Annotated in this window: 12 protein-coding genes and 3 pseudogenes; 7 read left to right on the top strand and 8 right to left on the bottom strand. The window is 70.8% G+C overall.

From position 1 onward, the window contains the following. Positions 1-15: 15 nt before the first annotated feature. From AB0I06_RS17215 to AB0I06_RS17200, 4 genes are all read right to left on the bottom strand, one after another. A complete protein-coding gene (locus tag AB0I06_RS17215; protein WP_363119620.1) occupies positions 16-501 on the bottom strand; it encodes a hypothetical protein in 486 nt (161 codons plus the stop codon). Positions 502-596: 95 nt separating this feature from the next. Continuing rightward, on the bottom strand, positions 597-1,748 hold the full coding sequence (locus AB0I06_RS17210) for a S1 family peptidase (RefSeq protein WP_363119619.1): 1,152 nt from the start codon (positions 1,746-1,748) through the stop codon (positions 597-599). A 407-nt stretch (positions 1,749-2,155) separates the two neighbouring features. Next, the gene (locus tag AB0I06_RS17205; protein ID WP_363119618.1) at positions 2,156-2,524 is read right to left on the bottom strand and encodes a peptidase inhibitor family I36 protein; all 369 of its coding nucleotides are present in this window, start codon (positions 2,522-2,524) and stop codon (positions 2,156-2,158) included. 235 nt (positions 2,525-2,759) lie between these two features. Continuing rightward, the gene (locus tag AB0I06_RS17200) at positions 2,760-4,157 is read right to left on the bottom strand and encodes an NAD(P)-binding domain-containing protein (RefSeq protein WP_363119617.1); all 1,398 of its coding nucleotides are present in this window, start codon (positions 4,155-4,157) and stop codon (positions 2,760-2,762) included. 208 nt (positions 4,158-4,365) lie between these two features. Between AB0I06_RS17200 and AB0I06_RS17195 the strand changes: the two genes are divergently transcribed. Then, positions 4,366-4,740 carry a metalloregulator ArsR/SmtB family transcription factor gene (locus AB0I06_RS17195; protein WP_363119616.1) on the top strand — a complete coding sequence of 125 codons (375 nt, stop codon included), beginning with the start codon at positions 4,366-4,368 and terminating at the stop codon, positions 4,738-4,740. A gap of 95 nt (positions 4,741-4,835) precedes the next feature. On the opposite strand, the pseudogene AB0I06_RS17190 reads toward AB0I06_RS17195, so the two are convergent. After that, positions 4,836-5,025, bottom strand: a pseudogene (locus tag AB0I06_RS17190) (MerR family DNA-binding protein); the annotation flags it as partial. On the opposite strand from AB0I06_RS17190, the pseudogene AB0I06_RS17185 reads away from it, so the two are divergent. Further along, positions 5,024-5,258, top strand: a pseudogene (locus AB0I06_RS17185) (sodium-independent anion transporter); the annotation flags it as partial. The pseudogenes AB0I06_RS17190 and AB0I06_RS17185 sit on opposite strands and share 2 nt — an antisense overlap. Here AB0I06_RS17185 and AB0I06_RS17180 read toward each other — a convergent pair. Continuing rightward, positions 5,250-5,541, bottom strand: a pseudogene (locus AB0I06_RS17180) (hypothetical protein); the annotation flags it as partial. The pseudogenes AB0I06_RS17185 and AB0I06_RS17180 sit on opposite strands and share 9 nt — an antisense overlap. A gap of 92 nt (positions 5,542-5,633) precedes the next feature. Further along, positions 5,634-7,115: an MFS transporter gene (locus tag AB0I06_RS17175; protein ID WP_363119615.1), complete on the bottom strand. Its 1,482-nt coding sequence runs from the start codon at positions 7,113-7,115 to the stop codon at positions 5,634-5,636. A gap of 245 nt (positions 7,116-7,360) precedes the next feature. Here AB0I06_RS17175 and AB0I06_RS17170 point away from each other — a divergent pair, with 245 nt between their 5' ends. Together AB0I06_RS17170 and AB0I06_RS17165 are read left to right on the top strand one after the other, a co-directional pair. Beyond that, complete coding sequence (locus AB0I06_RS17170) at positions 7,361-8,314, top strand: helix-turn-helix domain-containing protein (protein ID WP_363119614.1); 954 nt, start codon at positions 7,361-7,363, stop codon at positions 8,312-8,314. A 266-nt stretch (positions 8,315-8,580) separates the two neighbouring features. Next, the gene (locus tag AB0I06_RS17165; RefSeq protein ID WP_363119613.1) at positions 8,581-8,748 is read left to right on the top strand and encodes a hypothetical protein; all 168 of its coding nucleotides are present in this window, start codon (positions 8,581-8,583) and stop codon (positions 8,746-8,748) included. A gap of 252 nt (positions 8,749-9,000) precedes the next feature. Here AB0I06_RS17165 and AB0I06_RS17160 read toward each other — a convergent pair whose 3' ends face one another. After that, positions 9,001-9,390 carry a DUF393 domain-containing protein gene (locus AB0I06_RS17160; RefSeq protein WP_363119612.1) on the bottom strand — a complete coding sequence of 130 codons (390 nt, stop codon included), beginning with the start codon at positions 9,388-9,390 and terminating at the stop codon, positions 9,001-9,003. 210 nt (positions 9,391-9,600) lie between these two features. Here AB0I06_RS17160 and AB0I06_RS17155 point away from each other — a divergent pair, with 210 nt between their 5' ends. From AB0I06_RS17155 to AB0I06_RS17145, 3 genes are all read left to right on the top strand, one after another. Further along, positions 9,601-9,813, top strand: a complete 213-nt coding sequence (locus AB0I06_RS17155) for a hypothetical protein (protein ID WP_363119611.1) — start codon at positions 9,601-9,603, stop codon at positions 9,811-9,813. Between the two features lie 294 nt (positions 9,814-10,107). Beyond that, positions 10,108-11,580, top strand: coding sequence for a rifampin monooxygenase (rox, locus tag AB0I06_RS17150; RefSeq protein ID WP_363119610.1), 1,473 nt, complete (start codon positions 10,108-10,110; stop codon positions 11,578-11,580). Positions 11,581-11,599: 19 nt separating this feature from the next. Then, positions 11,600-12,106 carry a hypothetical protein gene (locus AB0I06_RS17145; RefSeq protein ID WP_363119609.1) on the top strand — a complete coding sequence of 169 codons (507 nt, stop codon included), beginning with the start codon at positions 11,600-11,602 and terminating at the stop codon, positions 12,104-12,106. The last annotated feature ends 284 nt before the right edge of the window (positions 12,107-12,390 follow it).

Below are 12,390 nucleotides of genomic sequence, written 5' to 3'. Positions count from 1 at the left end.
CGTCTCGCCCGGGCGTCAGTCCCACGCGTTGAAGAGCACTCCGCCCAATGTGGTGATGCCGTAGAGGCGAATCTCGCGCCACTCACCCTGGGTGAGAACCGTGGTGTCGATGTCCGTGAGCGGCAGAGTGAGCCGCGCGCGATCAAGCACCGCGAACCCGAAGTCGACAAAGGTGCGGGCCCACGGTGGCGGCGTGAGGAACTCCTCGGCGTACCAGTCCCGGCGTTCCGGAGCGAAGGCGATCCAGGGGAGGTGGGCGTGACACAGGACGATGCACTCGCCCCTGCCCTCGAGGACCGTCGTGGTGTGGAACGTACGTGGGTATGCCTGCTCCTCCATCTCGCCCACGTGGCCTTGTGCCGCCCGGGCGGCGGCATACAGCGCTGCCCGGAACGTCCGCCGGTCGGTTGTCGGCAGCGGCCCGTCCTCCGGCCGGAAGAAGCCGGTGGCGCCTCTTGGCAGTGTGAACGCTGGGTGTTTGTCTGCGGCCATGTGGCTCATTGTGCTGCGGACCATCCCCGAGCCGGGGATCGTGGTTCGAGCGGGCCCCGTCGGCGGCTGCGTGGACGGGACCCGCTCGGTGTGCTGCGCGGTGGTCAGGCCGTGTGCAGCCTCAGCCCGTAACGGTTGAGGATCTCGTTGACGGGCTGGTGCCAGGTCTCGCCGCCGCTGGAGCAGTTGCCCCAGCCGCCGGAGGTGACGCCCTGGGCCTGGTCGCCGCTGATGAACGAGCCGCCGGAGTCACCGGGTTCGGCGCAGACGCTGGTCTTCGTCATCTGGTGTACGGCGCCCTGGCTGTAGTTCACGGTCTCGTTCTTGGCCAGCACGGTGCCGCAGTGCCAGTGCGTGGTGGAACCGGAACGGCAGACCGAGGCGCCGATCGGGGCCTCGGCGGAACCGCGCACGAGCTGGTCGGGAACCGTGCCCCAGCCGAGCACCACCGGGACGGTCCACCAGCCGCTGCCCACGTTGACCCAGGCGTAGTCGTCCCCCGGGAACGACGACCCCTGGAAGTTCCCGATGTAGGACCGGTCCCAGCCGTACACGGCCGCGCTCGGCCGGCCGCAGTGCCCGGCGGTGACGAAGCCGCCGTGCACCGAGAAGCCGATGGAGCAGCGCACGTTGCCGGTGTAGAAGGGATCGCCACCCACCGTGCCGGCGGCGAAGGTGCGCGGCGCGGCGGGGGACTGGCGCACCGACACCGGACCGGCTTGGCGAGCTTGGGAAAGGAAGGCCCGGACATCGTTGTCGTCCCGGTGCGCCGCGACGATGTTCACGACGACCCTGTTGGCCTTCGGGTCCACATGCCAGCTGCCGACGCCGGAAGGCGCGGGAAGTTCGTCCAACGTGGCCTTGACCGCGTCGAGTTGGCGGGCGCTGTACCGCACGACCTGTACGTCCGCTCCGGTCGCGCGTACGGCTTGGGCTCGCGCGGCTCGGGTGACGGCAACGGTGATCCTGCCGCTCTCGGCGTCGAACCACGAGCCGCCGTAGGCCGGACCGGCCGCGCCCCGCGCCTTGCGTTCGACGGTTGTCGCGGTCTTCTCGGCGGCCAGGCGTGCTGCGGCCTCGTCCCGAGTGAGGCCCAAGTCGCGCTGCATGGCGGTGAGAATCGCGGCGGAGGCCGGTGCCTGGGTGGAGCGCGCGGGACGGTCCGAGGCGGATGCCGGCAGGGCACTCGCGGTCGCCCAGGTGCCGAGCAGAAGGAGTGCGGACAGGCCGGTGCGCAGGATGGTGGTGCGTCTCAAGGGATGCCCCTTCGTTGTTCCAGCAAGGGTGGGGGTGGAACAGCAGAGCTTGAGAGCGCTCTCGGATACGCGCGGCAGAGCCTAGCCCGTGCTCATGGGAAGGTCTAGGCCTGTGGCCGACTGGGTGTGCGGTGGGGCCAGTGGCTCGGCGGGTGCGTCGGACGCGCCCGTGCCCCTCGGCGGATGCGTTCCAGCGCGGCGGCTGGGGCTGAGGTGCCGGGGTGGTGGTCACGTACCAGGCGAGGCCCGGCCGCTGTCGTGTGCGCGGCTGGGCATGGAAACGGCTTCGGTCTGGGCCGGGAGGGCTGGTCACGGCGGTGTGTCATGACATGGCGCGGGGGCCGGACACATGCCCGGCCCCCCCACGTCGGCCGTCCGCCTCGGCCGAGGCGGCGTGAATGCGAGGCTCAGCAGCGCCCTCCGTTGACGCCGTCGATCCGGCCGCCGAAATCACCCTTGTACGCGCGACGCCAGTCGCCGTTCTGCACTTGGCGCGTCTCCTTCGGCTGCCAGTTGATGAAGCAGGCATCGGTGCTGGCCACGAACGAGCCGACGTTGTCATGGAGTCCGGGAGGCATGTCGCGGTAGCCGCTGCCGGTTGTCCATTCCCAGCTCGTGCCGTGGAAGTCCGTGCCGCTGTAGAAGCAGACGGAACCGCCGGGACAGTGAGGTGGCGCGGCGGCTGACGCGCTCGTGCTCGGCACAACGACGGTGGCAGCGGTGAGAGCGGCGACGAGGGCCCAAGTGCGCATCTGCATGCGGTTCTTGTCCTTCACGAGGGAGGCGCGAATGGTCCCTCTGATCCTTCCGGAAGGGAGAACGAGCCGGTATCGCCCGGCGGAGTGACCTGAGACTGCCGATCACCGAGGTGTCGTCGCGTCGTTCCTCGCAGATCGGTGCCAGGTGGTCCGGGTCCGGTGCCGTGAGTGGTTCCGCACCGCGATCACCGGCCTGCGAGCAGAGCTGGGATGCCGACAGGTCCGGTACGGCCCGCTCCTGTGGCGTCGCCGCTCACGCGCCGCAACATCCGCCCGCCGCAGTCTGTCCGGCCGTCCCGGCCGGGCTGGAGATGCCGAGTTGGACCAGCGGCTGCGCCGGCCCGCAGCAGCCGCCCTCGGTCTCCGGGACGTCGGCGGAGTCGAAGAGGCCGGCGCCGCCGCAGACTCCGGTCTCGGGGAGGGTCAGTTCGACGCGGTCGGCGGCCTCGAGGTCGCCGGCGATCGCGGCGGCGACGGAGCGGACCTGTTCATAGCCCGTCAACGCCAGGAACGTGGGGGCGCGACCGTAGGACTTCATGCCGACCAGGTACAAGCCCGGTTCCGGTTGGGACAGTTCGCGGTGACCGTGCGGGTAGACGGTTCCGCAGGAGTGCTGGTTGGGGTCGATCAGCGGAGCCAGCTCGACGGGTGCCTGGAGACGCTCGTCGAGGCCCAGGCGCAGTTCGCCCAGGAAGGACAGATCGGGGCGGAAGCCGGTGAGTACGATCACCTCGTCGACCGCGTCCAGGCGGTGCCCGTCCTCACGGACGAGCACCAGGCGTCCGTCGGTGTCGCGCTCGATCGCGTCGGTGCGAAAGCCGGTGACCGCGTCCACGTGTCCCTCGTCGACGGCGGCCTTCGCCGCCAGGCCGAGCGCCCCACGCGCCGGGAGCTGGTCGGCCTCGCCGCCGCCGAAAGTGGAGCCCGAGATGCCGCGACGCAGGATCCACACCCCTCTCGTCCCCGCGCCGTCGGGGGACTTGGCGAGGTCGGCGAGATAGGCGAGGGCCGTGAAGGCAGAAGCGCCGGAGCCGATGACGGCGACCCGTTTGCCGGCGTACCGAGCCCGTACGGCCGGGTCCTTGAGGTCAGGGACACGGTAGGTGATCCGGTCGGCCGCGGCCTTCTCGCCGAGAGCGGGCAGTCCGCTGCCACCGGCGGGGCCGGGCGTGGCCCACGTGCCGGAGGCGTCGATGACGGCACGGGCGAGGACGCGCTCCTCGCGGCCGTCGGCACGGGTGAGGTGTACGACGAACGGCTGCTGTTCGCGGCCGGCGTCGACGATGCGGTCCCGGCCGGCCCGGGAGACGCCGGTGACGGTGGCTCCCAGGCGGACGCGGTCGCCCAGGGCGTCGGCGAGTGGCTGTAGATAGAGGTCGGCCCAGTCGCCGCCGGAGGGGTAGGTGGCCGGATCGGGGCGTGTCCAGCCGGTGGGAGCCAGGAGCTTCTCGGCGGCCGGGTCGACGACCTCGCCCCAGGTGGAGAAAAGGCGTACGTGCGACCACTCGCGTACTGCGGCGCCGGGCGTGCGGCCGGCCTCCAGGACCAGGGTCTCGATGCCTCGGTCCACGAGGTGGGCGGCGGCGGCCAGGCCGACGGGTCCGGCCCCGATCACGACAGCAGGCAACTCGGTGACGACGGGCGCGCTCACGGCGACTCCTCGCGTGTTTCGACGTTTGTCGATGGCTTCTGTCGTCCAGCATGACCCCTGTATCGATAAACGTCAACATAGACGTTCATCGAAATCTCGGGGTCACCGGAGGGGTGTTCTCGTGTCGTCGGTGATGGAGCGATGGCCGGTCCGGGCGATCCCCGGCCGCGCCCTCTCTCCCTGGTTCGACGTGTGTCAACATAGACGTATGTCGAATCCCGAGGTGCTGCCACTGCTCGAAGCCGACACCGGCCGGAGTGCGGTGCCCTGCTGCCCGCCGCTGACCGAGCGCCCGATGAGCGCCGAGGAGGCCGAGACGGCGGCGCCGATGTTCAAGGCGCTGGGTGACCCGGTCCGGCTACGACTGTTCTCCGCAGTGGCCTCGCACGAGGGCGGTGAGGCGTGCGTGTGCGACATCTCCGACGTCGGCGTCTCGCAGCCCACGGTGTCGCACCACCTGAAGAAGCTGAAGGAGGCCGGACTGCTGACCTCCGAGAGGCGCGGCACCTGGGTGTACTACCGGGTCGAGCCCTCGGTCCTCGCCGCCATGGGCAGGTTGCTGGCCATGCCGGTGGATGCCTGACGCTCGCACAGGTGGAGCGGGGTGGTCGTACGGCAGACGGCGGAGCGCCGCGAGGCCGGTGCGGTCACGGAGAGGCCGACTCGCTCCTCGGGGGCGAGATCGCCGGCGGCGTCCAGGCGGTCGGTGACATCCAGCAGGTCACGCATCTGATCGAGGGTGAACCCCCAGAGGCTGCATGCGCCGGATGACCATGAGGCTCGCGATGTCGTTCTCGATGCAGAGATGAAAGCCGCCCTGGGAACGGACGGAGGGAGCCACCGGGCCGGTCTCCTCGTAGTACCTGATGACCGAGGAGTCGTTCTTCGCCTCCTCAAACGATCTTGTCGGGTCAGTTCGACTTCTCGGGCGACCCGCAGCAGATCATCAGCGACCTGTCGGCCGCGCACATCTGGAACGCCTCCTCCGTAGCCGCCCTGGACGCCGTCCAGACGAAGTACGGCCAGCGGGGCAAGACCGTCGAGATCACCGGCCTGAACGACGGCAGCGCCCGGTTGCACGGCAAGCTCAGCGTAGACCTGCTTGCGATACTCATTGACCAGCGTGCGGTCGCGCAGGAAGGCCAGCCCGCCGACACCGCCTGCTCCATCAGATGCAGGGCGCGGCGCTGAATATCGAGCTGGCGATCAGCCATGCTGCGCGCGCGGCCTCCTCGCCGACCAGTTCTGCCGTCGGCCAGCCGTAGTCATCCATGATCTCGCCCAGCCGGTCACCGTGCCGGGTGGTCAGTCGCCGCCAGGCCAGTTGCTCGGCAGGGTCGTCACTGTTCGCGAGGACTGCGGACCGGTGATCGGCCGCAGTCATGTCCGCGTATTCCGCCGGGACGAGCCGGCCCCAGGACGGGACTGCGGCAACCACCTGAGCTCCCGGCCCTCGCGTCCATGCGCGGGCGCGGCTCAACTGCGCGGCAGTGCCAGGCGGGAGAGCACGGTCGTGGCGAGGAGGAGGGCCGCGACGGCGAGAAGGCCGATGCGCATGCCCGGGAGGGAGAAACCGCCGTCGGCCGGGCCGGAGAGCAGACCGCCGAAGAGGGCTACGGAGAGTGCCCCTCCCATCTGGCGGCAGGAGTTGAGGAGACCGGAGGCGGTACCCGCCCGCTCCTGCGGGACGGCGTCCATCAGCAGAGCGGTCAGCGCCGGGACCGCGAGCGCCCCGCCGACGCTGAGCGGCAGCAACAGGACCAGTACAAGCCACACGGGCGTGTCCGCGGCCAGCGGCAGCATCGCCACCATCGCCGCGGTGAAGACCAGTTGCCCGGCGACGATCACCGGGCGGCGCCCGACGCGTTCGGCCATGCGCGGCGACACCAGGTTGGTCGCCGTCACGACCGCCGACATGGGGACGAACATCAGCCCGGCCGCGATCGCCGACATCCCGCGCACCTGCTGGTAGTACAGCCCGAGCAGGAAGATCCCGCCGTAGAAGGCGGCGTTGACGGCGAAACCGACGGCCAGGGGGACTGCCACCCGGCGGTCCCTCAGCATGGCCGGCGGGACCATGGGCCGGCGGTGCCGGGCCTCCACCACACGGAATGCGTACCCGGAGGCGAGGGCGAGCGCGGCGGCACTCAGGACGGGGCCGCTGGTCCAGCCCAGGTGACCGCCCTCGATCACGGTGAAGGCCAGACCGGCCAGGGCCACCACGGCCGTGAGCTGCCCGCCGATGTCCAGCGCGGCGGGCCGGCGTGCGGAGCGCGGCACCCGGACCAGCAGGGCCAGGATCACCGCACCCACGGGCAGGTTGAGCAGGAACACCGCCCGCCACCCGGCGGAGTCGGTGAGCAGTCCGCCGAGGACCGGTCCCGCGGCCATCGCCACCGAACCGCCGACCGTCCACAGCGCGATGGCCCGGGCCCGGGCCATCGCGTCGTCGTAGGCGTGCCGGATCAACGCCAGCGAGGCCGGCATCACGATCGCGGCCGCGGCGCCCTGCGCCACACGCGCGGCGACGAGCATGCCGATGCCGGGCGCGAGCGCGCAGGCGAGGGACGCGAGGGTGAACAGGGCAATGCCCCAGGTGTAGGCGCGGCGGGCGCCGGTGCGGTCGGCGAGGGCGCCCGCCGAGAGCATCAGGGCCGCGAACATCAACGTGTAGGCGTCGACCACCCATTGCAGTCCGGACATTCCACTGTCGAGCGAACCGCGGATCGCGGGCAGCGCGATGTTCACGGCCGAGACGTCGATGGTGATCACCGTGAAGCCGAGCAGCGAGGCGACCAGCGCCAGGCCGGCGCTTCGCGGCCCGGCCGCGGTCGGCGCGGACGTTCCGCCCGTCCGGGCTCGCTCCGACGGCCTTTCCCGCTCCCCGGACGCGGACGGCCGCGCGCCGGGCTCGGAGAGGGAGGCGGTGGGTGGGGGAGAGGCAGGGGTGGCCGGCATGGTGAACTCCCGGGAACGGCACGAACGGCATCGGAATGACTGACCGGGGCGGACGGCCGCGGCCCACCGGGGCCGCGGACCGGTGTCACGCACCCCCTGGGCTCCGGCGGCCGGGGCCGCCCGCTCCGGCATCAACTCTCCGCCCCCGCACGGTCGATCGGCAGACCGCGATCTGCCCCGGGTGCGGCGTTCCAGGCCCTGACACGGCCCCCCAACGCCTCTTGACCACCTGCGACAATGACCGGATGGCAGCAACGACGGATGCGAGGGGCACAGAGCTCGGCCGGTATCTGAAGGCCCGCAGAGCGCAGGTACGCCCGGAGGACGTAGGTCTTCCGGCAGGAGCGGGCCTGCGCCGCACGCCCGGCCTGCGCCGCGAGGAGCTGGCCGCGCTGGCCGGAGTGAGTGTCGACTACTACATCCGCCTGGAGCGCGGCCGGGAGACCAATCCCTCTCCGGCCGTGGTGGACGCCCTCGCCCGCACCCTGCGGTTGCGCGGCGACGGTTACGAACGCCTGCATGAACTCGCGGAACTGGCCTCCGGTCGTTCGTCCGAGCCGCCCGCCTGCCCGGACCACACCGTGCGCGACTCGGTGCTGCGGATGCTGGACTCGGTGCGCCCGCTGCCTGCCTACGTGGTGAGCCGGTACAACCGTGTGCTGGCCGCGAACCCGCCCGGCCGACGGCTGATGCCCGGGCTCTGGGACTGGCCGGAGGAACAGCGCAACCTGACCCGCTACATCTTCCTCCACCCCGTGGGCCGGACGCTCTACGAACCGTGGGAGGAAACCGTCGCCCTGTCGGTGGCACATCTACGGGCCGTCGGCGGAGCCGATCCGGACGATCCCGAGCTGACCGTGCTGGTCGGCGAACTGATGCTGAAGTCGCCGGAGTTCGCGCGCCTCTGGGAGCGGTACGACGTGTGCGAGCGGGGCGGCGGGCAGAAGGCCTTCCGGCATCCCAAGGCCGGCCCGATGACCTTGACCTACGAGGTGATGCGACTGGCCCGGACGGGTGGCCAGCGCATGGTGGTCTACCAGGCGGCCCCCGGCACCCCGGACGAGGCGGCCATGCTCACCCTGGAGTCCGCGGACACCCAACCGGCATCGCTGCCCTCGAAGGCCCCGGGCCAGGCCGCCACCGCGCCGCGCTCTCCGGCAGAGTCCTCTCACGCCCCTGCCCATGCGTCCACGAGCTGACTCCTGCCTTTTCCTGTGCGGTGCCCCATCGCATTTGGCGGCCCGCGCCAGGGAGTTGAGAGGCTCGGTGCGCCGCGTCAGCGACGATCGGATCTCAGCCCGGGCCGTGCCGTGCTCATCCACGCGCGCCGCGTGGGCACATGGCGTGTTCTGCGCTCTGCTGCGGCGGGTGGGACTACCCGGGTACGAGTCCGCCGGAACTCTGGTGTCTGCGAGGGCGGAGGCGGGGCATACGGGCTTCACCCCTTCTGAGAGGAGCTCGCTTCATGCTCGGCATAGTCGCGGCGGTGCTGTTCTTCTTCGCGTTTCTGATCAACGCGGCGGAGCTCGGCACCAACGATGTGTTCTCTTCGACGAACGTCATGTTGCTGGGCCTGTTGTGCCTGGCACTGCAGGTGGCCGGGGTCGGCGGCGGCTGGGCCCGCAGACGATGACCTCGTGCTCCGCGGCTCCGCCGATGTCCCGTCGGCGGAGCCGCGGGGTGCCGAAGAGGCTCGGCATGGGTCGCGCGGTCACCTGAGGGACGCGCCATGTCCGGCGCCCTCCAGTTCCTCCCCTCGCAGTCACTGTCCGACGTGATGTACGCCGCCCGCTTGCCGGCGGCGACCCCGGCCGACGAGGGAACCGTGGACACGACGTGCCACGACGGTGATCACGTACCAAGCCGGGGCCGAGGACTTCGTGGCTTACGCCCGGTGCGCCTTCGCTGCGGGTACGGCACACGCCGGGGTTCCTCCCGGCAGTCGCCCGCGGTTGTCGGCCACGAGTCGGTAGACGCCGTGGGCTACCCACCGCATGGGCGGCAGGGTGAGGACGGCTCCCGGCACGGACCACACGCCGCCCGCGCTGAGCAGCATCTTCGCCACCGCCTGTGCGCCGCCGTACACCCGGCCGGTGGGCGTCACCCACAGGGCCTCGTGACGGGCTCGCTCCGCCGTGACACCGAGCGAGGCGAGATCGGCGTGCTGCCAGGCCACGACGTCACACCGGGGCCGCACCAGACGCCGGGCGACGCCCACCGACGTGGTGCAGAAGCCGCAGTCGCCGTCGAAGACGAGCACCGGTCGTGTCCGCACACCTCCATGGTGCCGCACCCACGGCAGGTGCGGCGCGCGACGTGGGCGGTGGCGCCGTCCACGCCGTCGGTCCTGTCGCCGCTGCCCTTCATGTGCCGCAGGGGCCGCGGGTGTTCAGAAGCCCGTGATGGTGGAACTGATCATGAGAGGGCAGCATGTCCTCCTGGGAGACCTTCCGGGAGCGGCCCGGGCGAGAGGCGGTGACGACGAGTGGGTGAGCAGGGCGGGCGCGACTGGGTGTGCATGACCCCGGACGACTTCGACCGTGAGGCGCCGCCGCGCCCGGAGGTGGACGGACGGATTCCGGCGGAACTGGACGAGTGCGGCACGGAACCCCTGTTCGGCGACGAACCGGCATCGCCGGAGGCAGACCGGCCCGCTCGGTGTCTGGCCCGGCAAGGGCTCCAAGGGGAGCTGTTCTGACCTCCGCCCGGTGATGCTCTTCGCCGACGCTGCTGACGGATCCGGGACCTTCCGCGGCTTTGACGAGGGCTGAAGCTCTATCGGTGTGAGCCTGACGGCGTCGAGTCGGTAAAAGCGTTGGACCGCGCGATGCCCGGCCTTGTAGCTTGCCGGGGACCGAGACACCGCCCGAGGAGGTGAGACCCATGAACGCTGTATCGATGTGGGTGCTCCCCCTTGCCGTCACGGTCGGGCGATCGACGTAGGTGTCGCCGGGAGTGCCTCGACCCTCAGGCACTCCGAAAGGCAACATCCATGAGCTCTTCGCGGTTCACCGTTGATCACACGCCCTTCGATCACGACGTGATCATTGCCGGGTGCGGACCGACCGGCGCGACGCTGGCCGCCGAGCTGCGGCTGCACGGCGTGCGGGTACTCGTCCTGGAGAAGGACACCGAGCCCGTGTCGTTCGTCCGCATCGTCGGCCTGCACATGCGCAGCCTCGAGCTGATGGCCATGCGCGGACTGCTGGACCGCCTGCTCGAACACGGGCGACAGCGTCCGGCCGGCGGACTCTTCGCCGGCATCGACAAACCCGCGCCCAAGGGCCTGGATTCCGCGTACGCCTACCTGCTCGGCATCCCGCAGCCGGTCATCGTCCACCTGCTCGAAGAGCACGCGGTCCAGCTGGGCGCGCAGGTACGGCGCGGCCGTGCGGTGGCCGGATTCCAGCAGGACGACGAGGCTGTGACCGTCCGCCTCGCCGACGGCGAACAGCTGCGTTCGCGCTACCTCGTCGGCTGCGACGGCGCCCGCAGTACGGTGCGCAAACTGCTCGGCGTCGGCTTCCCCGGCGAACCCTCGCGGACCGAGACGCTGATGGGCGAGATGGCGGTGGGCGTACCGCAGGAGGAGATCGCCGCCAAGGTGGCCGACGTCAACAGGACCAACAAGCGGTTCTGGCTCAGGCCCTTCGGCGAGACGTACAGCGTCGTGGTCCCCGCCGCCGGGGTCGGCGAGCGCACGGAAGCACCCACCCTGGACGATTTCAGACAACAGCTCCGAGCCGTCGCGGGAACCGACTTCGGCGTCCACTCACCCCGCTGGATGTCCCGCTTCGGAGACGCCACACGGCTGGCCGAGAGCTATCGGGTCGGGCGGGTGCTGCTGGCCGGGGACGCGGCGCACATCCATCCGCCCACCGGCGGGCAGGGCCTCAACCTGGGGGTGCAGGACGCGTTCAACCTGGGCTGGAAACTGGCCGCGGACATCCGCGGCTGGGCACCGGAAACACTGCTGGACACCTACCAGGCCGAACGCCGTCCGGTCGCCGCCGCCGTGCTGGACAACACCCGCGCCCAGATGGAGCTGCACTCCACCGAACCGGGCCCCCAGGCCGTGCGCAGGCTGCTCACCGAGCTGATGGACCTCGACGAGGTGAACCGGTACCTGGTCGAGAAGATCGCCGCGATCGACATCCGTTACGACTTCGGTGAAGGTCCCGACCTGCTCGGCCGCCGCATGCGCGACATCGACCTGCGACAGGGCAGCCTTTACGGCCTGTTGCGCGGTGGCCGAGGCCTGCTGCTGGACCGTACCGAACGTCTGACCACCGGCGGTTGGTCGGACCGGGTGGACCACGTCGCTGATCCCGTTGCCCCACTGGACGTGCCAGGCGTCCTGCTGCGTCCGGACGGCCACGTCGCCTGGATCGGGGACGACCAGCGGGACTTGGACGACCACCTCTTCCGCTGGTTCGGCAAGCCACTGGACCCTGGTCGAAGGTGAGGGGGAGGGAAAGAGAGCCATGTCCGACCTGGACTTCTACGCCCATGTCGCCACTCGGGGCGATGTGCTGGGCGTGGGCATCGGCGCGCAGCCCGCCGAGTGGGAGTCGACGCTCGGCGCCGACTTCCTCGACACCGAGGACGGCGGTCTGCTGCGCCGGGACTACGGGCTGGTGGAGTTGTCGTTCCAGGAGCAGGGCGCGTCCTGGCCCTGCTTCGGGGTGAGCGTTCAGGTGCACCGTCTGCGCTGGGACACCGAGTCGTCCGTGCCGGCGGCCCTACGCGGCGCGTACGGCGCGTTCGCTCGCTCGACGCGCTTCGAGAACCTGGCCGTCGCGATCGCCGGACTCGGCTGCTCGGTCCAACCGGAGCCGGACGATTGCGGCACGACAGGGGACCTGTACCGCTACCGGGTGCCCGAGTCCGGCGTGCGGATCTTCGTCCGCGGGGACGAACCCGGCCGGGGGCGGGCAGGTGAGGTATGGCGCCTCAGCGTGTCTCCCGCGTGGTGGCACGCGGCGGGCTGACAGGCCCCGGCCTCCGGAACAAGCCGTGCCTCACGAGCGGACCGTGGCGTTTCTCGGCTACGGCTACGGCTACGGCTACGGCTACGGCTACGGCTACGGCTACGGCTACGGCCCCGACTCGACGCCGCCCTGCCCGGCGGGCCGTTCACCGACCTGCTCTCATGCAGCGCTCCCGGCGGCGATCTCACCTCGCGGGCCGATAAACCGCAATCAACAGATTGTCACTGCTTCGAGGTAAGCATCTCGTCTTCCCGGTGGATGCGGCCCGGTCAGTAGTTACTTTT

The sequence above is a fragment of the Streptomyces sp. NPDC050674 genome, from assembly GCF_040654575.1.
Taxonomy (GTDB): domain Bacteria; phylum Actinomycetota; class Actinomycetes; order Streptomycetales; family Streptomycetaceae; genus Streptomyces.
The sequence above is the reverse complement of the archived record's forward strand: the minus strand, read 5'-3'. Positions and strand labels throughout refer to the sequence as shown.